20 protein-coding genes, 1 pseudogene and 1 riboswitch are annotated in these 24144 nt (G+C 41.3%); of the genes and pseudogenes, 12 read left to right on the plus strand and 9 right to left on the minus strand.

Annotated elements, in window-relative coordinates:
- Positions 1–9 precede the first annotated feature (9 nt).
- The 5 genes from KG708_RS15555 to KG708_RS15575 form a co-directional block, all read right to left on the minus strand.
- A complete protein-coding gene (locus KG708_RS15555) occupies positions 10–642 on the minus strand; it encodes a 2OG-Fe dioxygenase family protein (RefSeq protein WP_013463817.1) in 633 nt (210 codons plus the stop codon).
- A gap of 201 nt (positions 643–843) precedes the next feature.
- Positions 844–3441, minus strand: coding sequence for a bifunctional aconitate hydratase 2/2-methylisocitrate dehydratase (acnB, locus tag KG708_RS15560; protein WP_213611292.1), 2598 nt, complete (start codon positions 3439–3441; stop codon positions 844–846).
- Positions 3442–3697: 256 nt separating this feature from the next.
- Positions 3698–4756: an OmpA family protein gene (locus KG708_RS15565; protein ID WP_213611294.1), complete on the minus strand. Its 1059-nt coding sequence runs from the start codon at positions 4754–4756 to the stop codon at positions 3698–3700.
- Positions 4757–5082: 326 nt separating this feature from the next.
- Positions 5083–6492: a protein adenylyltransferase SelO family protein gene (locus tag KG708_RS15570; RefSeq protein WP_213611296.1), complete on the minus strand. Its 1410-nt coding sequence runs from the start codon at positions 6490–6492 to the stop codon at positions 5083–5085.
- A gap of 8 nt (positions 6493–6500) precedes the next feature.
- Entirely contained in the window at positions 6501–7199 is a 699-nt protein-coding gene (locus KG708_RS15575; protein WP_213611298.1) for a DNA-3-methyladenine glycosylase I, read from the minus strand.
- A 187-nt stretch (positions 7200–7386) separates the two neighbouring features.
- Positions 7387–7565: riboswitch (Lysine riboswitch) on the plus strand.
- Between the two features lie 129 nt (positions 7566–7694).
- Between KG708_RS15575 and dapA the strand changes: the two genes are divergently transcribed.
- The 5 genes from dapA (at position 7695) to KG708_RS15600 (ending at position 12882) form a co-directional block, all read left to right on the plus strand.
- Positions 7695–8579, plus strand: a complete 885-nt coding sequence (gene dapA / locus KG708_RS15580; RefSeq protein WP_213611300.1) for a 4-hydroxy-tetrahydrodipicolinate synthase — start codon at positions 7695–7697, stop codon at positions 8577–8579.
- A 15-nt stretch (positions 8580–8594) separates the two neighbouring features.
- The gene (locus tag KG708_RS15585; protein WP_213611302.1) at positions 8595–9335 is read left to right on the plus strand and encodes a 2,3,4,5-tetrahydropyridine-2,6-dicarboxylate N-succinyltransferase; all 741 of its coding nucleotides are present in this window, start codon (positions 8595–8597) and stop codon (positions 9333–9335) included.
- Complete coding sequence (locus KG708_RS15590) at positions 9335–10540, plus strand: PLP-dependent decarboxylase (protein ID WP_213611304.1); 1206 nt, start codon at positions 9335–9337, stop codon at positions 10538–10540. The genes KG708_RS15585 and KG708_RS15590 overlap by 1 nt, the downstream gene beginning before the upstream one ends.
- Positions 10541–10545: 5 nt before the next feature.
- Positions 10546–11667, plus strand: a complete 1122-nt coding sequence (locus KG708_RS15595; RefSeq protein WP_213611306.1) for a succinylglutamate desuccinylase/aspartoacylase family protein — start codon at positions 10546–10548, stop codon at positions 11665–11667.
- A 183-nt stretch (positions 11668–11850) separates the two neighbouring features.
- Complete coding sequence (locus tag KG708_RS15600; RefSeq protein WP_213611308.1) at positions 11851–12882, plus strand: phospholipase A; 1032 nt, start codon at positions 11851–11853, stop codon at positions 12880–12882.
- Positions 12883–12933: 51 nt separating this feature from the next.
- On the opposite strand, the gene KG708_RS15605 is transcribed toward KG708_RS15600, so the two are convergent.
- Positions 12934–13827, minus strand: a complete 894-nt coding sequence (locus KG708_RS15605) for a bifunctional GNAT family N-acetyltransferase/hotdog fold thioesterase (RefSeq protein WP_213611310.1) — start codon at positions 13825–13827, stop codon at positions 12934–12936.
- A gap of 122 nt (positions 13828–13949) precedes the next feature.
- Here KG708_RS15605 and KG708_RS15610 point away from each other — a divergent pair, with 122 nt between their 5' ends.
- Positions 13950–14696 carry a fused MFS/spermidine synthase gene (locus KG708_RS15610; RefSeq protein ID WP_213611312.1) on the plus strand — a complete coding sequence of 249 codons (747 nt, stop codon included), beginning with the start codon at positions 13950–13952 and terminating at the stop codon, positions 14694–14696.
- On the opposite strand, the gene dtd is transcribed toward KG708_RS15610, so the two are convergent.
- A complete protein-coding gene (gene dtd, locus KG708_RS15615) occupies positions 14693–15130 on the minus strand; it encodes a D-aminoacyl-tRNA deacylase (RefSeq protein WP_033102725.1) in 438 nt (145 codons plus the stop codon). The two genes, KG708_RS15610 and dtd, sit on opposite strands and share 4 nt — an antisense overlap.
- Positions 15131–16012, minus strand: coding sequence for a virulence factor BrkB family protein (locus KG708_RS15620; protein WP_213611314.1), 882 nt, complete (start codon positions 16010–16012; stop codon positions 15131–15133).
- An 86-nt stretch (positions 16013–16098) separates the two neighbouring features.
- Between KG708_RS15620 and KG708_RS15625 the strand changes: the two genes are divergently transcribed.
- The 3 genes and pseudogenes from KG708_RS15625 to KG708_RS17730 all read left to right on the plus strand — a co-directional run.
- Entirely contained in the window at positions 16099–16755 is a 657-nt protein-coding gene (locus KG708_RS15625) for a DUF2959 domain-containing protein (RefSeq protein WP_213611315.1), read from the plus strand.
- 146 nt (positions 16756–16901) lie between these two features.
- Positions 16902–17993, plus strand: a complete 1092-nt coding sequence (locus tag KG708_RS15630; protein WP_213611317.1) for an MBL fold metallo-hydrolase — start codon at positions 16902–16904, stop codon at positions 17991–17993.
- Between the two features lie 90 nt (positions 17994–18083).
- Positions 18084–18251 (plus strand): annotated as a pseudogene (locus tag KG708_RS17730) (sugar-binding protein); the annotation flags it as partial.
- 374 nt (positions 18252–18625) lie between these two features.
- Here the strand turns inward: KG708_RS17730 and typA are convergent.
- The gene (gene typA / locus KG708_RS15635; RefSeq protein ID WP_213611319.1) at positions 18626–20446 is read right to left on the minus strand and encodes a translational GTPase TypA; all 1821 of its coding nucleotides are present in this window, start codon (positions 20444–20446) and stop codon (positions 18626–18628) included.
- Between the two features lie 508 nt (positions 20447–20954).
- Here typA and glnA point away from each other — a divergent pair.
- The 3 genes from glnA to glnL all read left to right on the plus strand — a co-directional run bounded on the left by glnA (position 20955) and on the right by glnL (position 24137).
- Positions 20955–22361 carry a glutamate--ammonia ligase gene (glnA, locus tag KG708_RS15640; protein ID WP_213611322.1) on the plus strand — a complete coding sequence of 469 codons (1407 nt, stop codon included), beginning with the start codon at positions 20955–20957 and terminating at the stop codon, positions 22359–22361.
- 114 nt (positions 22362–22475) lie between these two features.
- A complete protein-coding gene (locus KG708_RS15645; protein ID WP_213611324.1) occupies positions 22476–22997 on the plus strand; it encodes a DUF4124 domain-containing protein in 522 nt (173 codons plus the stop codon).
- Between the two features lie 69 nt (positions 22998–23066).
- Positions 23067–24137 carry a nitrogen regulation protein NR(II) gene (gene glnL, locus KG708_RS15650; RefSeq protein WP_213611326.1) on the plus strand — a complete coding sequence of 357 codons (1071 nt, stop codon included), beginning with the start codon at positions 23067–23069 and terminating at the stop codon, positions 24135–24137.
- Positions 24138–24144: the final 7 nt, after the last annotated feature.

The following is a 24144-nucleotide window of genomic DNA, read 5'->3' on the forward strand; positions in this document are numbered from 1 at the left end:
TTATTTCTCTTAAGCAGTTAGTACGAAGCAATCCAGGTAACCTGGTTTGTTAGCATCAATTTTGTTCATTGGCGTGGCGTTATGCCATACCTGACGGTCATTAATTAGTGCAAACATGCCGTCTTTTATTTCCATTTTAAAACACGGTTCAGCTTGTTGGTTTTCATAAACCAATAGCTCACCACCTTCTAAATTTTCGTGAGAAACACCACATACACACACATGGTCAAACCCATCTTGATGCACACCTTCAGGCGCTGCTGGTGTATCGCTATCTATAGCCAACATACGGAACTGATGGATTTCAATGTCACGTTCTGCGTCAATGCCGGTGATTGCTGCAAATTCACTAACAATGCTTTTCATACCCTCAGATTCAAGCAAGCTTTGCTCTAAGTTTTCGTAAGTACGCTCAACATTACCTTGAAAGGTATTAATTGAATCGTCTTGCACAAACGCTTTGGTCGCTTGAAGATTAAGCTCACCATTTTGTAATTTAACCACTGAATAACGGCGTTTACGAAACGCACCATCTGCATAAGGATTTGCAGGTAAGTTATCAAAAGAAGGCTTAACCAAATCAATATTGGCTTGGTTAATAAAACGAAGTTGCAGTAAATTCTGGTTGTTTAATGCGGTCATAAAATCCTGCTTATAATAATGATAATATTGCCGAGGATTTTAATGCATATAGAGAGGATTTTTTGCCTTATTAGCCATGTTAATGACGATATTTGACGAAAGTTAATACAATGATGAAAAAAATTAAGCATTATCTATCTAATATTTCATTTGAACAATAAAAAACCCGCCGAAGCGGGTTTTTTAAACACACTCTATAAATTATACAGCTTGCTGAATAATTACGTTGTCTGCCTTTTTAGTGTACTGAGGCATACGGTGGAAGTTCAAGTAACGGTAGGTATCTGCTGCTGTTGCATTAATTTTCGCTGCATATTCTTGGTACTCAGCGGGCGTTGGTAACTTACCTAAAATGGCCGCTACTGCTGCAAGCTCTGCTGATGCTAAGAATACATTTGCCCCTGTACCTAAACGGTTAGGGAAGTTACGTGTAGAAGTAGACACAACCGTTGCTTTGTCTGCAACACGTGCTTGGTTACCCATACACAGTGAACACCCTGGCGTTTCAATACGTGCACCAACACGACCAAAAATACCGTAGTAACCTTCGTCTGTAAGTTGGTCTTTATCCATCTTCGTTGGTGGAGCAACCCAAAGCTGTGTTGGGATACGCCCTTTAAAGCCATCTAGTAACTTACCCGCAGCACGGAAGTGACCGATATTAGTCATACAAGAACCGATAAATACTTCGTCGATTTTCTCCCCTGTCACATCAGAAAGTAGGCGTGCATCATCAGGATCATTTGGCGCACACAGTACTGGCTCTTTAATCTCAGCGAGGTCGATTTCAAGTACGTGTTTGTACTCTGCGTCTTTATCAGCTTCCATTAGCTCTGGGTTTGCTAACCAGTCTTGCATTGCAGTAACACGACGCTCAATCGTACGTACATCACCGTAACCTTCAGAAATCATCCACTTAAGCATAACAATGTTAGACTCAAGGTATTCGCTGATCGACTCTTTAGAAAGCTTAATAGTACAACCTGCAGCTGAACGCTCTGCTGATGCATCTGATAGCTCAAATGCTTGCTCAACCGTTAAGTGCTCAACACCTTCAATTTCTAGTATGCGTCCAGAGAATTCGTTGATTTTACCTTTCTTCTCAACCGTTAATAGGCCTTCTTTGATACCAAAATAAGGGATAGCATGTACAAGGTCACGTAAAGTGATACCCGGTTGCATTTCACCTTTAAAACGAACCAAAATTGATTCAGGCATATCTAATGGCATTACACCCGTTGCAGCTGCGAACGCTACCGCCCCCGAACCTGCTGGGAATGAAATACCTAATGGGAAACGTGTATGTGAATCACCACCTGTACCTACGGTATCTGGTAATAACATACGGTTTAACCATGAGTGAATTACACCGTCACCAGGACGAAGCGATACACCGCCACGGTTCATGATGAAATCAGGAAGCGTATGGTGCGTGTTTACGTCGATTGGTTTAGGGTAAGCGGATGTATGACAGAAAGACTGCATGGTTAAATCTGCAGAGAAACCTAAACAGGCTAAGTCTTTAAGTTCATCACGCGTCATAGGACCGGTGGTATCTTGCGAGCCAACCGTAGTCATTTTAGGTTCACAGTATTGGCCAGGGCGAATACCGGCAACGTTACATGCTTTACCAACCATTTTTTGCGCAAGCGTAAAGCCCTTGTCTGATACTTCAGTCACTGCTGGTACTTTAAATACGTCAGTTGCATCTAAACCTAATGATGTACGTGCTTTGTCTGTAAGACCACGACCAATGATCAGTGGAATACGACCACCCGCACGAACTTCATCAAGTATTACCTCTGATTTAAGTTCAAATGTAGAGATCACATCATCAGTACCATGACGTTTAACAACACCTTCATAAGGGTAGATGTCGATTTGGTCACCCATGTTGAATTCATCAACATTTAATTCGATTGGTAACGCACCCGAGTCTTCCATGGTATTGAAGAAGATAGGCGCAATCTTGTTACCTAAACATACACCACCAACGCGCTTGTTTGGTACGAATGGAATATCATCACCCATAAACCAAAGCACAGAGTTTGTTGCAGACTTACGTGAAGAGCCCGTACCAACAACGTCACCTACGTAAGCAAGTGGTAAGCCTTTTGTTTTTAACTCTTCAAGCTGAGTGATTGGGCCCACTTCACCGTCTTTGTCAGGGTTAATGCCATCACGTTCATTTTTAAGCATGGCTAATGCATGCAGTGGAATATCAGGACGTGACCATGCATCTGGTGCTGGTGATAAATCATCTGTGTTTGTCTCGCCAGTGACTTTAAATACCGTAACAGAGATTTTTTCAGCAACGGCTGGCTTATTGATAAACCATTCAGCGGCAGCCCAAGACTCTATAATTTGCTTGGCGTACGCATTACCTGCTTTTGCTTTTTCTTCTACATCGTAGAACGCATCAAACATTAATAATGTGTTCGAAAGGCCTTTTACTACAATTGGCGCTAACGCTTCGTCATCAAGTAGTTCAACCATTGGCGCAATATTGTAGCCACCGAGCATAGTACCTAGTAACTCAGCTGCTTTTTCTTTAGAAATCAACGGAGAAACAGCTTCACCTTTAGCAACAGCCGCTAAAAAGCCTGCTTTAATGTAGGCTGCATCATCAACACCTGGTGGTACGCGGTTGATCAGCAGTTCTAGGATGAACTCTTCTTCACCTGCCGGTGGCGTTTTAATTAGCTCAATAAGATCAGCCGTCTGCTGAGCATCTAATGGCGCTGGTACGATACCTAACGCGGCACGTTCTTCTACGTGTTTACGATATTCTTGTAGCACAGTATTGCCCTCTTGGTGACGTTAAAGTATTCGGTGGTGTTTACTAAGCACACTGTAACCTAATACTTATAGTATTCTAACTCTCGATTATAAAGCTTTTATGGATAGATTAAAATCCATCCAGTTAAGCAAACGAGTGATACCGATTATCACCAATATGAATAGCACATAAAGCAAAACCAATTTTCATGAATACCCATGAATTAGGCATAAAAAAACCCAGACTAAGCTGGGTTTCTACTCAATGATAAAGCTATTAACGCTGTACTTTTACACGCTCAATAGACTTTACAAGCGCTTCAACGCGGCGGTTTTCAGCATGCGCCTGAGCCGTATTCGCTTCATTTTTAAGGCGTTCTTCACCTAAACCAGCCGTTGTAATGCGATCTTCTGCAATACCATCAGCAATTAGCTTTTTCGCAACTGCATCAGCACGTTTTTTAGATAACCATTTGTTGTAAGATGCTTTACCTACAGAAGAAGTATGACCTTCAAGTAGTACTGTTGTGTCTGGATGCTCTTTTAAGAAAGAAGCAACTTGGTTGATATCATCTAGGTACTGTTTAGATACTGATGAATCGTTGTTAGGGAATGTTACTAACAAGCTTACTGTTACTTCTGTATCTTCATAAAGAGTACAACCATCGCTACCAACAGCATCTGTCATAGGTGTGTTAGCACATTTATCATTTACATCAGGGATACCGTCGTTGTCAGAATCAATAAGTGCGACTGGTTCTGGAGTAGTTTCTGGCTCTGGAGCTGGTTCAACTGCTGCTGCCGGCGCCGTGTTTTGGCCGAAGAAATAGTTAATACCTAACTTTGCACCTACATCGGTATAACCTTTATCAAGCCCTTGGTAAACACTTGTTTCCGCGTTTACAAAGAAGTTGTCGGTAACAAAGTGTCGGTAACCTACACCTGCGTTTACAAATGTATTGTCATCTACAACATCAATATCTTTTAGACCTAACAAACCGTAAAAGGGACCGCCACCAAAGTGATAAAGTGCATCAATACCATAGCGTTCACCATCAATATCGTTATTGTTATTTAATACTTTGTCGTGCGCGTCAAAACTTAGGTCTGCATATTCTAAACGCGCACTCCAGTAATCATTAAAGCGATAGCCTAACTCAGCACCCCAACCTGTCGATTCATTAACATCAAGGCCAGCTTGCTCACGCATGTTTTTCCATGAGGCATCGTAATAGTCACCAAAAGCACCGATGTAAAAACCTTCTTGCTCGGCCGCAAAAGTAGATGCGCTAGTTGCAGCTAACGCGATAGCAATTGTAAGTGATTTTAATTTCATTGTTTTCTTCCCATATTAACAACCAAAAATATAGCTAAGCATTACTAGCTCTTATAAATTACCTATATGGTAACTGAGCCTTTATTAATCAATACTTAACGTAAAATATATTTTTCAAAACCTAATATACAATCAGGCAGTTTAATTTATGTACTTTTCTTTAACAGTATAACAGTTTAAATGACAAGCGATCGCTTTAAACCCTAAACGATTACAGGTCTTTATGACTATTATGGTAACACCCGCTTACTGTTTGTTCTATAAATGAACAACAGCCAAAATAAAAATGATCTTTTTTGTTCACGGGCTCTTTTAAAAAGCAACACTTAAGTACCGCAAAATGTACGGTAATTCTTATCATCCTCAGGCGGCGCTTGAAATTCTGTAGCCTGCACATGACTTGTGTAAGGGCTTGCCATCACTTTACTAAAGCGACTGAGTAGCTCACTATCCCCATGCTTAGTGTACTGCGTAATAATATCTTCAATAATATGATTACGCGGGATAATACTCGGATTTGCCTGTCGCATCATCTGATAACTATGCTCATTGGTTCGTGTTTGCCATTGCTGCACCCAATCACTTAGTGCTGCAGGTATTTCAGTTTGCCCATTTAACGACTCAGTTAACGTATTAAAAGTATGGGTGTAATCAAGCTGGTGTTCTTTCAATAACCCTAACAGCTCGCCCACCAACTCATTATCTTTATCATGTGCGACTGTTAACCCTAACTTTTGCGCCCACATGGCGCTAAATTGTTGACTAAACTGCGTTGAAAAGCTTTCAATTAAAGGTGTCATCATTGCTACGGCCTGCTCGTCATCATTACTTATTAGAGGTATTAAACTCTCTGCTAAACGTGCGCAGTTCCAACTGGCCATATTAGGTTGATTACCAAATGCGTAGCGGCCTTGTGTATCAATTGAGCTAAATACAGTCTCAAAATTAAACTGGTTCATCATGGCACATGGGCCATAATCTATAGTTTCACCACTAACAAGGGTGTTATCTGTGTTCATAACACCATGAATAAACCCCACCCTCATCCAACTTACGACTAATGTGACCTGACTTGTGATCACTGCTGCTAAAAAATCTAAATAACGCTGAGCGCCAGTACTGTTGATCTGCGGATAATGCCTTTGAATGGCTAAGTCAGCTAAGTTTCTAAGGCTAGTAACGTCACCTTGAGTGGCTAAATATTGAAACGAGCCCACCCGTATATGACTACTTGCGAGTCGGGTTACAATAGCACCAGGTTGAGGCGGGTTACGATAGACTGTTTCGCCACTACTCACTACAGCCAAACAACGTGTTGTAGGTACACCAAGCGCATGCATAGCTTCGCTCATTACATATTCGCGAATGGCAGGCCCTAATGCACAGCGGCCATCTCCCCCGCGTGAGAACGGCGTAGCGCCAGCGCCTTTTAATTGCAGATCCCAAAGCTGGTTTTTATTATCGCTAATAGCACCGAGCAAATGTGCTCTACCATCCCCTAGTCGCGGTGAAAAGTGACCAAACTGATGACCAGAATACCCCAATGTAACCGCTGGGATGGCTTGGGATTCATTGCCACTGAATATACTTGCTCGTGAATCGACACTGACCTGAATATTAAATTGCTCAGCTAAGTGTTCATTCCACAACAATAATTGTGGTGCTGCCACCTTAGCCGGATGATCGCTAATAGCAAAGCCGTCACCAATGTCGGTATACCTTGGCACTAATTTCATAATTAATCCTATTGTTGTTGGCTTATTCCCACTCGATTGTCGCCCACACCATAAGCGACAATTAAGCTTAGCTCTTGCATGCTTAAGCCGCTTTGCTGCTGCAGTTCATTAAAGAATGCCTGCGCCGCACTTAGTGACTTTTTAGTTTGCAATCCACCATCTATAATTTTATGTGCACGCAAATAGCTTTCTACGTCTCTTGAAAGTAAAAAAGTATCTTTTCCTAAGGCGCGCAGCGCATAAGGGCCGGTATTACCACCAAGCCTTGCACCATGCTTTTTTAAATACGCCCACAAGCCAATAATATCTTCGCTTGGCCAGTTTGCAATAAACTGACTAAAGCTTCCATGCTGCTGTGCAACTTCATGGATCATATACGCATTTTCAGTAATCGTTTTCACTTTTTTATAATTGCGTACAATCCGTTCATCACTGGCTTTTTGCTCCAGCATATCCGGTGGCATCATTAATAATTTTTCAACATTAAAATCCCAAAAAACTTCCCTAAATCCTGCCCACTTATTATTGATCACCGACCAATAAAAACCACTTTGAAATACCTTGCGAGTAAACTCTTCGAGCCAATCATCATCACTTAATGTGCTAAGTTGTTTTGTTGATAAAGGTTTTGCGAGTAACAACTTAAGCATTTTTTCAGAGCCCTTTCGCTCTATTGCACGCTTATAAATATCGCTAAATTTTTCCATCTGCTTACTGCCTTACTTCTACTATGGGTCTAGTGTACGAGAAAAGCAGCCAATACGTAATAGCTGTCCTTTGGGATGAATTTATCTGCATTTAGTCACTTGACACCTAGACGGCTAAAGTGGTTTAATCGCCTGACTTACCCTATTACATTGTATTTGCTAATTGGTTTTTCAATAGCAAGTGCAAAGGGCTGGAAGAGGTGCGTTATTCAGGTAGCGTATGTTAGGAGCACAAACTCCATTGAGCATACGTGAGGGGAATTAACGCCGAGAGGTAATACTTTTTGTGAAAGATTATCTCGGGCGACTAGGTTGAATCCTAGCGACTGTCACCAATAACATATTTGGTGGAGAGCTTCTGGTCTTAGTATAATAAGGCCGTGCGTCTTGTTATTTAAGCCCATTCGCTCTTCGAATTATTCATTCGAACGATGTTAATGCGGTTCCATTCATACAATGCCTTAACTCTTCGAATAACTTATAAGTTCGTGAGAGATGAACAACAATTTTAATATAAACGACTTCCATTTATGGACTGCGCTGATCACCCCATTTGATCAAAATGGCCAAGTTGATTACGCAACATTAAATACCTTAGTGGCCGACCAAGAAGCGGCTAATAATGGCATTTTATTGCTAGGTAGCACCGGTGAAGGGTTAGCCCTTACCCTAAAAGAGCAGCAAGCCATTGTAGAGCATGTCTGCCAATTAAAACCGAGTGTCCCCCTTATGGTTGCGGTAGGCGGTAGTAACTTAAAGCAACAGCTTGAATGGGTTAATTACTGCAACCAACTGCCTATTCATAGCTTTTTACTCGGCTCGCCTTTGTATGCTAAACCCGGTGCACTGGGGCAAACTCATTGGTTTGAAAGCTTACTCGATGCAAGCTCTCATCCGTGTATGCTTTATAACGTACCTGGGCGCAGCGCGGTTAGCATTCCTATTGCTACCATTGAAAACCTCAAACACCATAAAAATTTATGGGCCCTTAAAGAAGCCAGTGGCTCGATCTCTCAATTTGAAGCCTTTCGAAAAGCAGCGCCTGATTTAGCTATTTTTAGTGGTGACGATGCACTTATGCCTTACTTTGCCCAAGCGGGTGCTAAAGGTTTAGTGTCGGTTGCAGCTAATGCTTGGCCGGTGCAAACCCATGAATTTGTAAAGCGAAGTTTAAGCGGCCAACACCCTAATCTTTTTTCGCAGTGGTCTAGCGCTATCAACAGCTTATTTTCAGTAGCAAACCCTATCCCAGTCAAAGTGTTAATGCATTTACAAGGGCGTATCAGCAATCCGCATTTACGTCCACCTTTAACGCACCTTGAGCTGACACACACAGATGACATTTCATCGGCAAACAACACCATTTTATCTTGGCATTAAATACAGGTTTTTATAATGAGCTGGTTAGAACTATTAAATAATTTAGAATCGGGCGCGGTTCGCGCAGCAACACAAGACGACAACGGCCAATGGCACGCAAATATAGAAGTAAAGCAGGGGATTTTAGAAGCCTTTAAAAACGGCCAAAACACCGAGTTTGCAGGCGGTTTTGTTGATAAACATAACTTAGCACCTCAAGAGTTTACAGCTGATGCTGGGGTTCGTATGGTACCCGGCGGCTCAAGTGTACGCCGCGGTGCGTATGTTGCCAAAGGGACTATTATCATGCCCCCTGCCTATGTGAATATTGGTGCCTATATTGACGAAGGCACTATGGTCGATAGTCATGCATTAGTTGGCTCGTGTGCACAAGTAGGTAAAAACGTACACTTAAGTGCGGCAGTACAGCTAGGGGGTGTACTTGAGCCCATTGGTGCAAGCCCTGTGGTAATAGAAGACGATGCATTCATTGGTGCAGGCTGTGTGATTGTTGAAGGCGTGGTAGTTAAAAAAGGCGCGGTACTTGCCCCAGGTGTTCGCTTATCTGCAACCATCCCTGTTTATGACTGCGTAAATGAGCGCCAGCTTGATAAAGGCGAAGCAATCCCTGAATACGCGATTGTGATCCCTGGTTCTCGTCCTGCGTCAAACGATTGGGCGCGCGAGCAAGGCTTAAGCATGTCGTGTGCGTTAATTGTTAAATACCGTGACGAGCAAAGTGATGCGTCATTATTGCTTGAAGAGGTTTTACGTTAATGACCTTTTTGAGCACGCCCGTTAAAAGCGCTATTGATAAGCTATCAACTGAGCTTGATACGCCCTTTTTTGTTTATGATCTTGATTCACTAAACACACATTTAACGCGTTTAATAGCACAAACCGAGGTAAAACTCTGGTATGCCGTTAAAGCGAACCCGTTATCTAGCGTGATCCAACGCTTAAATAACGCTGGTTTTAACTTTGATGTCGCCAGTAAAGGCGAGCTTGAGCAAGTGCTTGCGCAAGGAATTAATAGTGAGCGTGTGCTCAATACGGGGCCCGCTAAAAGCCCTAAACAAATTAAACATTTTATTAAGCGTGGTGTACGCATATTTGTGGCTGAAAGTCTCAATCAAGTTCGGTGGTTAAACGAACAAGCCAATGCCCAGCAGTGCCAATTACAGGTTTTATTACGTGTACAATTACGCTGGCCTGAAGGCGAAAAAAATCCACTTGGGGGGGATAGCCTTACTCCATTTGGCTTAGGGTGCGACGAGTGGCAGGCGCTAAATACCAGTGACTACTGTGCACTTAATTTTGACGGTCTGCATATTTTTCAGTGGGGCAACATGCTTAGCAGCGACAAACTCGCTGAGCTGTGGACACAAATGATTACGCCGTTAAGGCAACTTGCTGAGGATTTAAATATTAACCTCAAGGTGCTGGATTTAGGTGGTGGTTTAGGTATTCCCTATACGCTTGATACGCCCACTCTAAGTTGGGATGCACTCATAGAGGCGCTTGCAAAAATTAAATGCGATGCGGGGGTTACTGAACTATGGATGGAACTAGGTCGCTACGCTGTAGGCGAATGCGGCCACTATGCCACGCCGGTGATTGAACGCAAACTTAACTACGGCCAACAACAGGTGATTATGAGCGGCGGTATTAATCACTTGTTACGCCCTGCCGTTACCAGTCAAGATTTTCCTGCGCGTTTATTACGCGATTCAAACGCTGCAAACCAAGTAATGAGCCTATACGGACCATTATGTACGGCCCTTGATTGCTTAGGAGAGCACCAATTACCCAGTGACTTAAATGAGCATGATTGGCTGGTGTTTAGTCAATGCGGCGCTTATGGCTTTACTGAAAGTATGCCGTATTTTTTATGCCATGAGCTTGCTGGTGAATATGTAATAGACAATGGCGTATTACGTTGCGTGCGACAAGCACAAGATGCCAGTGACTACTTAAGGTAATTATAATGAGTATTACACCCCCTATCAGCCAAGAAAATATCGTGGTTGGCGAAGTCGCAAACGGGCTACCACTGACTATTCCTGTGTATCGTTTAAAGGGCGATGGCACGGGGCCAAGCGTGTATATACAAGCTAATATGCATGGCGCAGAGGTGCAAGGCAACGCGGTAATTTACCAACTACTTGAACAGTTAAAAACACTGAATTTAAAAGGCGATATTACCTTAGTACCTTACGCTAACCCCATTGGCTGTAACCAAAAGTCGGGGGAATTTACTCTTGGCCGATTCGATCCCATTACGGGGACTAATTGGAATCGCATGTATCACTGCAATAATCAACTTGCGACCCAGTTTGCACAGCAGTACAGCGATGCCGATGATCAGGTGCTAAAAGCAGCTTTTAAAGCCGCGTTAACTAATGACGTTGAGCAACAGCTCAATGGCCCTAATTATCGTTTAACGACGGGGAAACGGATTGCGCTAAACTTACAAAAATTGGCGCATCAAGCTGATATAGTTTTAGATTTACACACCGGCCCTATTTCTAGTCAACACTTATATTGCCCTGAGTATGCCATTGATAGCGCGCGTTACTTTAATATTCCCCATGTGCTCGTTATTCCTAATGACTTTGATGGCGCAATGGATGAGGCAAGCTTTTGTCCATGGTGGCAGCTTAGCGAGCAACTTGCTCAACAGGGGCGTGAATTTAACGTGCAAGTTGAAGCTTTTACGGTAGAACTGGGCAGCCAAGAAAAAATCGATTTAAGCGCAGCACTAGACGATGCCAATAGTATTTTAAGTTATTTAAATTATAAGCACGTATTTGTTGATGCCCCCTACAAGCCAAAAACGATGACAAGATATGGCTGCCAACTAAATGACTATATTGCTTACTATGCGCCTATGGGTGGCATGGTTGAATACCTAGCGCCTCTTGGTGGGCATATTAAAGCCGGCGAACCCATTGCAAAAATACTACGGATGGAGCGCTATTTAAGCGAGCAACCTTTACAAACGCTGAGCTTTGATCATGATGCGATTGCGATATTACATTTTGCCTCAGCCAGCGTAAACCAAGGCACCGAACTGTATAAGTTTTTTACTAACGTTTTTGAGCTTTAGCTCACCCCTTCTCATTGCGTGAGAGTAAACTGGTACAATAATGTACTAGCATTACTAGAAAAGCGGCTTTTGTCGCTTTTCTATTTAAAGTATTAAAGTTCAGGACAAATTCACCGTTTATGTGTTAAAAAGGCGTTATAATTAAAATTATTGCGAATCTCCCTCACTCACAAAGGAATTATAATGAGCTGGTGTCACTGGATATTACTTCTACCATTACTAAGCACTACCGTTGTTGCTAAAGAAACAGCTAAAAACGAGCAAAGCAATGAAGTTGAACTGGTAAAACAGTGTATATTAAATGAAGTCATCGGGGGGGATGGTGAGCAAACACTCGATCAACTTCGTCAAAAATGCTCAGCACTGGAAGAGAATAAACAACTCACTGCTATAGATAAACGTAAAGCACGTGAAAAAGTCAGTCAACAAAATCGCAATGTGATCACACCACATAAACGTAATTATATTTTACCCTTATCGTATGTTTCTAACCCGAATGCGCGCCCTTTTGACTACTTACAACCATTAACTGATCAATCAGATGGTGAGAAAATAGATAATCTCGAAGCAAAATACCAGCTCTCGATTAAGGTGCCTCTATTTGATGACTTTTCCGATAAAGATCAAGCCATCTATTTTGGCTTTACCTTGCAATCATATTGGCAAGTTTATAACAAAGATATTTCCTCTCCTTTTCGCGAAACCAACTATGAGCCTGAAATATTTTGGGTAAATTATCTTGATAAAGAGCATGTTTTGTGGGGAGATGAAATGGCTATTGCACTGGGTATTTCTCATCAATCTAATGGTCGTAGCCAGCCAAACTCACGGTCGTGGAATCGTATTTATGCCAATTTCATTTGGGAAAAGGACGGCTTTGTATTTACTTTTAAACCTTGGTACCGACTCCCAGAAGACAGAAAAAAAGACTCACTAGATGCCCGTGGTGACGATAATCCAGACATATACAAATATATGGGGTACTTTGAGTTTGGTGGCGTATATCGCTACCACGATCACGAGTTTAGTTTTATGACGCGCAATAATTTGAATTCAGATAACCGAGGTGCACTTCAGCTTGATTGGTCGTTCCCGTTATGGGGTCGGGTGCGTGGTTACGCCCAATACTTCAACGGTTACGGTGAAAGTTTAATTGATTATAACGCTGATATAGAACGTATTGGCGTGGGTATATTGTTAACTGACTTACTGTAACCACCAACACAATAAAGCCAAGCAAATGCTTGGCTTTATAAAGTATTAATACTATTTTTTAACCACAAACTGCCCTTCAAACTCAGCAACCACCTCGTCACCATCATAGATTTCCACTGGTACTAAATAACTTGCTTTACCTGTTGACGTTAACTCGGTTAATTTTCCTTTACAGCCACTTAAATCAACGCTGCCACGCGGGTCGTTATTAAGCGGTTTTAAATACTTAATATTAGCATCGGCCAACACAATATTACCTTCAAGGCCGGCTTCTTTAAGTGCTAAATACGTTGCACCCCAACCAGTGAGCGTTGCTAGACTATAAATAGAGCCGGCAAACATAGTGTTATGTAAATTTAAGTTGGCGTTTAAATCTGCTCGAGTAGTAAATTGCCAATCAGTGTAGCTTTCAACTTTAATGCCCATAGCATCGCTGATAGGGATAGATTCACGCCAGGTATTCTGTAATACTTGAGTCCAATTAGGGTGGCGAAACCAACCTGGCTCACTCGGTTTGAGCTTAACCATTTTGTAATGCTGTACATCACCATAAGCCAAATGTGCTTTTTCTTTTAATTCATAACCATGGCGCTGATAAAATTCCAGAGCACGTTCGCGAGCAAACAGCACCAACTCATCAGCATCTTGATTCCACGCTATTTTTTCGAGTTCATGTAACAAGCGGCTACCAATATGTTGATTACGGTTACCCTCTGCAACCGCCATATAGCGTACTTGAGCTTGTTGCTGATTATTAAAGTGCAAACGAGCCACACCCAATACTTCACCCGCTTTATTTTTAATGAAGCGATGTTCAGCCTCTTGCTCTAAATCGTCTTGCTCAGAGCCCCGAGGTTCGCCCCATGGGGCACGTAAAACCTGCCAGCGTAATTGGTAATAGGCTTGCCAGTCTTCACTACTTTGTGGGGTGCTCACTTGAAACATACATACTCCATAAATTAAAAATGTAAAATATTACGCTGTGCATTTTGTGAAAAACACCATACTCGATCTGGATAAAACTGCAAATAAGACTTTGGTGCTGAGAAAACAGCTGTAAAAAATTAATGACAAAAGCCGTTGCGATTTACCTCTGCTGGTTTATGCTCAATAGCATGAATAAATATATCCATTGCAGTAGTGGCCTGATCAGCCAACATTTTATTGAGCATAGTTCATCGCTAGGCCAGTTACTTTATTGGCATAATCAGCATGGTGAGCACATACAAGTAAGAGAGTATCAACAACTTCGCTGGCTACTCATAAATAACACGTTACAGTCTGTTATTTTAACAGCGCATCCACATGCATTGCTGTTTCCGCACCTTGCTTATTTAGCAACGGTTTGGCAACAGCTACCTGCACCTAAAAAAGTACTCGAACTGGGGTTAGGTGGCGGTGCCATTCGTAATTACTTATTAGCGCAGTATCCTCAAGTGCAGGTTACTTCAGTAGAGAAAAGTCCCTATATTATTAACTGTTATCAACAATTTTTTTCACCTAGTGAACAACAACAGATTCATTGCGAGGATGCGCAAACAATTTTAAAATCAGCAGAGCATATGGACTGGGTCATTTTAGATTTATTTAGTGAATTAGACGCCCCGCGATTTTTATTTGATTCATGCTTTTATCAAACAATTTATGATGCACTTGATCAACAGGGCGTCTTATTTATCAACTTTTTATCGCAGCACTCATCACAACTCACTCAGTTACAACATGTACTACTGACTGTATTTGGGAAGGCTATTAGTATTCAAAAAATTACCGGCTTTGTTAATCATATTGTGATTGTAAAAAAAGCACGTTAAGCGGTTAAATTAAAGGTAACCGGCCCATCGTTACATAAACTCACCTGCATATCGGCTGCAAATTCACCGGTCGCGACCTTAATACCGAGTAATTTAGCCTGCTCTACAAAGTAATTATATAGCGCTTGCGCTTGGTCGGGTGTAGCTGCCGATGAAAAGCTAGGCCGCATGCCTTTTTTTGTATTGGCTGCGAGCGTAAATTGCGATACGACTAACAGTTCGCCTTGTATGTCTTTAAGGCTGAGATTCATTTTATCGTTTTCGTCATTAAAAATGCGGTAATTGGTGACTTTGTGTAATAGTTTATCAGCGCTGCTTTCATCATCTTCTTTTTCCACCCCCAGCAATAATACAATGCCTTGTTTAATTTCACCGACAAGCTGTTGGTCTATCACCACGTTAGCGTGTGTTACTCGTTGAATTAATCCCTGCATTTAATCTGTATCCTCTACTTGTTGATCTTTTTTATTGTAATGCTGCATGTTAATACACACGGTGAATTCAGCGCCTAGTAGCACCACGACCCACGACAAGTAAACCCATACAAACAAAATGGGAATGGTTGCTACCGCACCATAAATCACTTCGTATGATGGAAAATGGCTAATGTACAAAGCAAAGCCTTTTTTGGTTAGCTCAAATAACATGGCAGCAAATAGCGCACCGGGAACGGCCGCCTTAAACGAAACGCGAGTATTAGGCACCAAGGTGTAAAGCATAATAAAACCGGCCATAGAGATAGCGTACGGTAGTAGCTTTAATAAGAAACCACTGAATCCTGGGATCCCTTGATCGGCAAACGATACCAACGACACAATATATGAAGTTACACCGATACTGGCGCCCAGTAATACCGGCCCTAAGCTGAGTACCATCCAATATACGGCAAACGATATCATCATCGGGCGCTTTTTCTTAACTCGCCAAATACGATTTAGCGTGGCGTCTACATTGCGGATCAATAACAAGGCAATGGCTGCTAAAAAGCCAATACCTACTGCCGTCATTTGATTCGCGTTACTGGCAAACGAGCTAATATGCTCTTTAATAACACCAGAAGAGGTGGGCACGAAATTAGTAAACAAAAAGCTCTCAATGGCTAAGCGGGTCGACTCAAACCCTGGAAAAGCAGAAAATATTGCTACACCAACCGCTATCAAAGGAACCAACGATAACAAGGTAACGTACGCTAAATACCCTGCATTAATGGTTATTTGATCGTCTACACAGCGATTGAAATATTGCATCCACCAGCCTGGTTGCAGTTTTAAAAACGCCTTAGCTTGCTGTTTATAATGGGAGAGCTTATCATTCATACAATTAACTTTGTTGGTGAGCTTTTGATTATAATAACAATCAAGGCCATAATTTACAGCATTAACACTCGTAAATAGGAATTCAGATGAAAAAACAAACATTTTTAGGGACAACCATACTTGCGTTAATGCTGATGCTCTCTGGTTGTCAGTCTGCTTATTACTCGGCAATGGAAAAAGTAGGTGTGCATAAGCGTGATATTTTGATTGACCGCGTTGAAGAAACAAAAGACTCACAGCAAGAATCTCAACAAGAATTTCAATCAGCACTGGAACGTTTAACTACACTCATTAATTTTGATGGCGGTGAGCTACAAGATGCCTACAACCAACTTAATGATGATTATGAATCAAGTTTACAAGCTGCAAATGAAGTATCAAACAATATCAATAAAGTAGAGGATGTTGCCAATGCTCTTTTTGATGAATGGCGAGATGAGCTAGAGCAATACAAAAGCACCTCATTAAAGCGTGAGAGCAATAAAAAGTTACTCTCAACTGAGCGCCAATTTAATCAGTTACTTCGCTCAATGCGCAGTGCCGAGAGTAAAATGGAGCCCGTGCTTTCATCTTTAAAAGATAACGTACTTTACTTAAAACATAACTTAAACGCACAAGCTGTAGCTGCTATAAAGGGTGAGTTTACTAACTTAAAGCGCGATATTCAGTTACTCATGAATGACATGAATAAGTCGATTGAAGACTCAAATAAATTTATTGAGCAAATGAATAATGCAGGGTGAAACTAGGTTCTAGGTTCTAGGTTCTCAAAGTGTTTAGCCCATTCATTATAATGGGCTTTTTGTTATATTTTGTTACTTTTTTAGTGTTTTTAAATCGGTTGTTTTTGGTACACTTTTATCAGGATACCATTATAAAAATAATAAAAATGAAAATACATACACTCAGTTTAATCATCACCTCCAGTTTACTTATTGCATGTAGCACTGCAAATAATGTAGAGGTTATTGCAGGCGCTGATACCGTAATTCCGCTTCATCAACAAGGTGCGCGCATTGGCCGCTACTACAACCTTTATCCAGGGAAAAAAAGCTACCCTATTAGTTGTGAAAGCGATTGCTACCCAGCTCACGCAGATCTGAATTGCAAAACTGAAGGTGAGCAATGCCAGTATCAGGGTGAGCAGCCAACCCCAAAACTAAACACCAATTACACCATACGCTGGCTTGGCCATGCAGGATTTATGATCAGCACCCCAAAGGGGCAGCAAGTAATGTTTGATCCTGTAAAAGAGCAATTCGATTCGCCAGTCGCACTTGCCTTTAAACTCGCAGGTGGTATTTATCGTAAGCCAGGAGCTTGGCCAAACAAGTACGAACTCGAAAGTATTGATGCGGTCATGTATTCTCACCTTCATTACGATCACTTTAATAAAACAGATATAGAAGAAATAGGCAGCAAACCACGCTACTTAACACCACTAGGCATGGCCGACAACTTTCCTGCAGGCGGGTTTAATATTAGTGAAATGGCGTGGTATGCAAAAACTAAAATTGATGATTTAACCATTCATGCGCTACCTGCGCACCACTTTAGTAGTCGTGTGTTAGTCCCCTTTATTTACGAAGACAACGACAAAGATTTATGGAACGGGTGGTTACTTGAGCAAAATGGCAGCACTTTATTTTTTGCAGGTGACACCGGCTATTCAAAACACTTTAGTGATATACAGCAAAAATATGGTGATATAGATATATGCCTAATACCAATTGCCTCTTATTACAGCGAAGAAAGCCCTAACTGGTACCGTTACGTACATACCACTCCAGAGGATGCCTTAACCGCAGCACAAGCGCTAAACTGTAAAATCATGATACCGTGGGGCTATGGTAACGCTAGTTGGAAAATGGGCGATCACTCAAGTCATTCAGCATTGCTGCGGTTATTGCATATGCACAATAAAATGGACTCACAAATACCGCTGTATATTTTAAATGAAGGAGAAAGTGTCTTGCTATAAAGTGGCACTTAGGTACTCATGCGCTTGCTCTTGAGCCTTGCATTTATCATCATAGTAGGAGCAATTTATTGGCACAAATAACCTACTAAAAAACAAATTAGTCGTTTTATACTCGCCTACTGCGATAACGATGTCAGCAAAGTACATAAACACTTTATGTGCTCGCACGAAGTACAGCCCGTTAACGGCAGTCGCAACCTAGACCATATTGACATCAGTGTATTTGACCTAATCACTCTGCTGCTAAAAAGTAAGTAACTTCCAATAAGGTAATTGAAAACGTAGGTTGGGTAGAGCGAAGCGAAACCCAACGAAAAAATACCCTACCAACAAACTCAACAGCTTTGCATTATCAGCTGCTTCCCCCCTCCCTCATTGACTTCTCATTCTCTTTGAGAAAAGATTTTTTAAGTGGATTATTCACAAAGAGGCTAAGAGACGCTGCGCTTTTAGAGGGAAAATATTATGTTTAATGGTTTATAAAATCTAGCGGCTTTCACCTATAACACCAAGCTACACTGCTTTGATCTGACAGCTGACGACTTAAGCTCATATTTTCATCCACAAAAAAGCCGCTGTATTTTATAATACAGCGGCTTTTTATAAGCTTTAACTTTAATAAAGTTTAAGCTTTATTTTGCAGCACGACCCGCACGCTTACGTTCACTCTCAGTTAAGTGGCGCTTACGAATACGAATGTTCTCAGGAGTAACTTCCACTAACTCATCATCAGCAATAAACTCAAGCGCTTGCTCAAGTGTATAGTTTAGTGGTGGTGTAAGTGTTTGTGCTTCATCTGTACCTGATGCACGAACGTTAGTAAGTTGCTTACCTTTAAGCGCATTAACTGTCAGGTCGTTATCACGGCTATGAATACCAATAACCATACCTTCGTAAACTTCAACACCGTGACCGATGAATAAACGGCCGCGCTCTTGTAAGTTAAATAATGCGTTAGTCAGTGCTTTACCTGTTGCGTTTGCAATCATTACGCCGTTCTTACGAACACCTAACTCGCCACCTTTGTGTGGACCGTAGTGATCGAATGAATGGTATAGTAAACCAGAACCCGAGGTTAACGTCATGAACTCAGTTTGGAAACCGATTAAGCCACGACTTGGGATCATAAAGTCCATACGCATACGGCCTTTACCATCTGGTGACATATCAGTAAGCTCACCTTTACGAAGACCAATTTGCTCCATAATAGAACCTTGGTGCTCTTCTTGACAGTCAATTGTTAGTGTTTCATACGGTTCTTCTAACACACCATCAACGGTACGTAAAATTACTTCTGGACGAGATACTGCTAACTCGTAACCTTCACGACGCATGTTTTCAATTAAGATACCTAGGTGTAATTCACCACGACCCGATACACGGAAGCTATCTGGGTTATCTGTATCTGCAACACGAAGTGCGACGTTGTGTACTAACTCTTTGTCTAAACGCTCACGGATATTACGTGATGTTACAAACTTACCTTCTTTACCACAAAACGGAGAGTTATTTACAGAGAACGTCATCGTTACTGTAGGCTCATCAACACTTAGTGGAGGTAATGCTTCAACATTATTAGGACAACAAAGTGTATCTGAAATTTTAAGTTCGCCAAGGCCAGTTACTGTTACGATATTACCTGCATAACCACGGTCAGTTTCGATACGCTCAAGACCTAAGTAGCTTTGAACTGAACCAATTTTACCGTTACGAGTCGTGCCGTCAGCACCGACAACCGTTACTTGTTGGTTAGGTGCAACAGAACCACGTTTGATACGACCAATACCAATTACACCTTTATAAGAGTTGTAATCAAGCTGTGATATCTGCATTTGGAAGTCACCTTCAGGATCTGCATCCGGTGGTGATACTTCTTCAACGATCATCTTAAACATAGGTTCCATGTTATCCGATGCTTGGTCTAGATCTAATGTAGCCCAGCCGTTGATTGCTGATGCATAGATCACTTTAAAGTCTAACTGTTCGTCAGTTGCGCCTAGGTTGTCGAATAAATCAAAGATTTGATCCATAACCCAATCAGGGCGTGCACCTGGCTTATCAATTTTATTGATAACAACGATTGGCTTTAGGCCTTGCGCGAATGCTTTTTGCGTAACGAAACGCGTTTGTGGCATTGGACCTTCTTGAGCATCAACAAGTAGTAATACTGAGTCAGCCATCGAAAGTACGCGTTCAACTTCACCACCGAAGTCGGCGTGTCCAGGAGTATCTACGATATTGATATGGTAATCATTCCAAGAAATAGCGGTGTTTTTCGCTAAAATGGTGATACCACGCTCTTTTTCAATGTCGTTTGAATCCATCACGCGCTCTTCATTACCGCCGCGTGTTTCTAATGTACCTGATTGCTCAAGTAGTTTATCAACCAGTGTTGTCTTACCGTGGTCAACGTGGGCGATAATTGCTATATTTCTTAACTTTTCGATGCTCATATATTCACTCAGAGAAATTGAATCTCATTGATCCTGCAGGGGCTATACATTCTCACCTGCGCTTTCACGAGATGTCCCAGCATAGGATTTAAAAGGGCGCATATTATCCCCTATAAATGCAATGGATGAAAGTTTATCCAAAATAAAAATTCAAACTTTCTCAATAAAATAATTAACCCATTGTTTTAAAATAATTAATTATGATAATTAATTTTTAGATATTTATATAAAAAAGTGGTTTTGGGTTAATTTAAAGCGACTTTACTGCGTATTTTGCATTTTCTTTGTACTAGTCTAAGGTGATTAATTTACAGGCAATTATTGCTTTGTAAATATTGCACCTCTTTGGAATATTTACGCACCAAAATGGTGCTTAATCCATGTGGCCTTTACTTTATTTATATATTTTTACTCAAAAAACAAATACTTGCAATAGTGGCACAAAATCAGCTTGTAGATATTCAACGTATCTAAGCAGCAATAATAAAACCCAATAGTTGGAGGACACATGTCACAATCGGTTTTAGATTTTATTAAAGAAAATGACGTTAAGTTCATTGATTTACGCTTTACTGACACAAAAGGTAAAGAGCAACATGTTTCTATTCCTCATCATCAAGTTGATGAAGACTTTTTTGAAGATGGAAAAATGTTCGACGGTTCTTCAATTGCGGGCTGGAAAGGCATCAATGAGTCAGACATGGTGTTATTACCCGATGCAGATTCAATTAAACTTGACCCTTTCACAGAAGAAACAACGCTCATCGTTCGTTGTGATGTGGTTGAGCCTTCTACATTACAAGGTTACGAACGCGACCCTCGTTCAGTGGCTAAGCGCGCTGAAGAGTACATGCGCTCTACGGGTATAGCTGACACGGTTTTATTTGGCCCAGAGCCAGAGTTTTTCGTATTTGACGATGTTAAATACAAATCTGACATGTCAGGTTCAATGTATAAAATTGATTCTAAGCAAGCAGCTTGGAACTCTGATAAAGAATATGCAGATGGTAACACAGGCCATCGCCCAGGTGTTAAAGGCGGTTATTTTCCTGTTGCACCTGTGGATGATTTTCAAGATTGGCGTTCGGCTACGTGCCTAGTTTTAGAAGAAATGGGCCAAGTTGTTGAAGCCCATCACCATGAAGTGGCAACTGCTGGTCAAAATGAAATCGCAACGCGCTTTAACACTATGGTTTTAAAAGCAGATGAAATTCAAGAAATGAAATATGTTATTCATAACATGGCTCATTTATACGGAAAAACAGCAACCTTTATGCCTAAGCCTGTTGTTGGTGATAACGGTTCTGGTATGCACTGTCACCAATCTTTAGCTAAAGACGGCGTAAACTTATTCGCAGGTGATAAATACGGCGGCCTTTCTGAAGACGCACTTTACTATATTGGCGGGATTATCAAACATGCTAAAGCGATCAACGCATTTGCTAACGCATCAACTAACTCGTACAAGCGCTTAGTACCTGGTTTTGAAGCACCGGTAATGCTTGCTTACTCTGCACGTAACCGCTCTGCGTCAATCCGTATCCCTGTGGTTCCATCTGCAAAAGGTCGTCGTATTGAAGTACGCTTCCCAGATCCAACCGCTAATCCATACCTTGCATTCTCTGCAATGCTTATGGCGGGCCTTGACGGAATTAAAAACAAAATTCACCCTGGTGATGCTATGGATAAGGATTTATACGACTTACCCGCTGAAGAAGCAGCAGAAATCCCAACAGTTGCAGCTTCATTAGGCGAAGCACTAGCTGCGCTTGACTCAGACCGTGAGTTCTTAAATCAAGGCGGTGTATTTACCAACGACCTAATCGATGCTTATATCGAACTTAAGTCTAAAGAAGTTGAAAAACTTAACATGACAACTCACCCAGTTGAGTTTGAAATGTACTATAGCTGTTAATTTATTAACCGATAAATAATGTGTGTTTTAAGCCCGCTCTGCGGGCTTTTTTTATGGTAAACTTAGCGGTTGTACACTAAAGTGAAATAAGTTTAAACAATGCAGGGTAGCAGTATGGTTAGGAAGGTTTTGTTGCTATTAATTACATTATTTTTAAGTATTAATAGTCAGGCAAGTGATAAAAAAATTTACGCATGGAAAGATAAAAATGGGGTATTGGTTTTTTCAGATACTCCTCAGCCTGGTGCTAAAGAGGTTAAACTCACGAGCCAACATCTCAGCATGCCCGCTACAAACACCGATATTCTTGATACTGCTCCTACTAAGGCACCAGTAAAGTTTAGCATTAATATTTCGTCGCCTGAACCAAACCAAACTATAAGAGAAAATACCGGCTCTGTCTACGTGTCAACCCGTATTAGCCCTCGATTTGAAGCTGGGTTTACCATTGAGTTATTTTTAAATGGCACCGCCATTGGCCCACCGAGTGATACAACTACATTTGCATTAAGAGATATAGAGCGCGGCCAACACACACTGCAAGTTAAGCTTTATAATAAACAAAATAAAATAATTGCAACCAGCGCTGAAAGTGTATTTTTTATGCACCGAAAAGGCCTTAATGTAGGTCGTTAGTTGCAATTTAGTACGTATCCTTTACTAAAACCTTGCCTACTTCCCCAGGCGCACTAAAATGGTGCAATAATGATTAATAAGACACATTTTAGCCCAGAACTACTGAGTATAATTTGGCAAAACCAAACGACCGCCCTGATGCTGCTTGATGAAAGTTTTAAGCTTATTTACGCTAACACCAGTGCCAGTGAATTACTTGGCTTAGGCGAAAAACGTTTGCTAGGGCAAGCATTCGACGATTTATTTAACTACCATTCTATCGACTTAAAACGCATTGCACAGTACTCGTTAGTAGATGGTGTAGACTGCCACCAGCATAGAGCTGACGTGGTGTTTATCGATTCTCGCCATGCAAAATTAGCGGTAAGTACTCGGCGAATAAAACATAACGACACCTATTATATTTTATTTGAATGTCGACAAACCGATGACGAAATAAAACATGACCAAGTCTCAAATCAAATGCATCAATACCAAGCTGCACGTAACTTAATTCGCGGTTTAGCTCATGAAATTAAAAACCCGCTGGGTGGAATTCGCGGGGCGGCGCAATTATTGCAGTACGAGGGTGATCAACAAGAAAGAGATCAATGTGCAGAACTGATAATTGAACAAGCCGATCGGTTGCGTGAATTAGTTGATAGACTCCTTGGGCCTAACCAACTACCGCAAAAATCGTATGGCAATATACATCAAACATTAGAGTCGGTTGTTAAACTCAGTACGTTAGATAACAACCGCGATATTCGGTTAGTTAAAGACTACGACCCGAGTATTCCTGATGTTTATATTGATCAGAGCAAAGTTCAACAAGTGGTGCTTAATATTGTGCGTAATGCGCAACAGGCATTGGTAGATGGTGGCGAAATAAAAATAAAAACACGGATTAACTACCAGCATCGTCGTCCGGGAAAAGCCCCTAAAAAGGCATTGCTTATTCAAGTAATGGATAACGGCCCAGGTATTGATGCTAATTTACGCGACACCTTATTTTACCCTATGACCACTAATAAAGAAGGTGGCTCGGGACTTGGATTATCTATAGCGCAAACCTTGATTGATCAACATGATGGCTATATCGAATGCGATAGTTGGCCAGGACATACTGAATTTAATATTTATCTGCCATTTACAGATTAATACTTTG

It is taken from the genome of Pseudoalteromonas sp. (genome assembly GCF_018402495.1).
Taxonomy (GTDB): domain Bacteria; phylum Pseudomonadota; class Gammaproteobacteria; order Enterobacterales; family Alteromonadaceae; genus Pseudoalteromonas.

What these genes read in the sequence shown, in the direction of transcription:
- KG708_RS15585 (WP_213611302.1), top strand. Translation starts at nt 8,595, where the DNA reads ATGAGCTGGTTAGAACTATTAAATAATTTAGAATCGGGCGCGGTTCGC.
- KG708_RS15630 (WP_213611317.1), top strand. Translation starts at nt 16,902, where the DNA reads ATGAAAATACATACACTCAGTTTAATCATCACCTCCAGTTTACTTATT.
- KG708_RS15575 (WP_213611298.1), bottom strand. Translation starts at nt 7,199, where the DNA reads ATGGAAAAATTTAGCGATATTTATAAGCGTGCAATAGAGCGAAAGGGC.
- KG708_RS15590 (WP_213611304.1), top strand. Translation starts at nt 9,335, where the DNA reads ATGACCTTTTTGAGCACGCCCGTTAAAAGCGCTATTGATAAGCTATCA.
- KG708_RS15625 (WP_213611315.1), top strand. Translation starts at nt 16,099, where the DNA reads ATGAAAAAACAAACATTTTTAGGGACAACCATACTTGCGTTAATGCTG.
- KG708_RS15605 (WP_213611310.1), bottom strand. Translation starts at nt 13,827, where the DNA reads ATGTTTCAAGTGAGCACCCCACAAAGTAGTGAAGACTGGCAAGCCTAT.
- KG708_RS15555 (WP_013463817.1), bottom strand. Translation starts at nt 642, where the DNA reads ATGACCGCATTAAACAACCAGAATTTACTGCAACTTCGTTTTATTAAC.
- KG708_RS15645 (WP_213611324.1), top strand. Translation starts at nt 22,476, where the DNA reads ATGGTTAGGAAGGTTTTGTTGCTATTAATTACATTATTTTTAAGTATT.
- KG708_RS15595 (WP_213611306.1), top strand. Translation starts at nt 10,546, where the DNA reads ATGAGTATTACACCCCCTATCAGCCAAGAAAATATCGTGGTTGGCGAA.
- KG708_RS15620 (WP_213611314.1), bottom strand. Translation starts at nt 16,012, where the DNA reads ATGAATGATAAGCTCTCCCATTATAAACAGCAAGCTAAGGCGTTTTTA.
- KG708_RS15570 (WP_213611296.1), bottom strand. Translation starts at nt 6,492, where the DNA reads ATGAAATTAGTGCCAAGGTATACCGACATTGGTGACGGCTTTGCTATT.
- KG708_RS15565 (WP_213611294.1), bottom strand. Translation starts at nt 4,756, where the DNA reads ATGAAATTAAAATCACTTACAATTGCTATCGCGTTAGCTGCAACTAGC.
- dtd (WP_033102725.1), bottom strand. Translation starts at nt 15,130, where the DNA reads ATGCAGGGATTAATTCAACGAGTAACACACGCTAACGTGGTGATAGAC.
- KG708_RS15600 (WP_213611308.1), top strand. Translation starts at nt 11,851, where the DNA reads ATGAGCTGGTGTCACTGGATATTACTTCTACCATTACTAAGCACTACC.
- typA (WP_213611319.1), bottom strand. Translation starts at nt 20,446, where the DNA reads ATGAGCATCGAAAAGTTAAGAAATATAGCAATTATCGCCCACGTTGAC.
- dapA (WP_213611300.1), top strand. Translation starts at nt 7,695, where the DNA reads ATGAACAACAATTTTAATATAAACGACTTCCATTTATGGACTGCGCTG.
- KG708_RS15610 (WP_213611312.1), top strand. Translation starts at nt 13,950, where the DNA reads ATGACAAAAGCCGTTGCGATTTACCTCTGCTGGTTTATGCTCAATAGC.
- glnA (WP_213611322.1), top strand. Translation starts at nt 20,955, where the DNA reads ATGTCACAATCGGTTTTAGATTTTATTAAAGAAAATGACGTTAAGTTC.
- glnL (WP_213611326.1), top strand. Translation starts at nt 23,067, where the DNA reads ATGATTAATAAGACACATTTTAGCCCAGAACTACTGAGTATAATTTGG.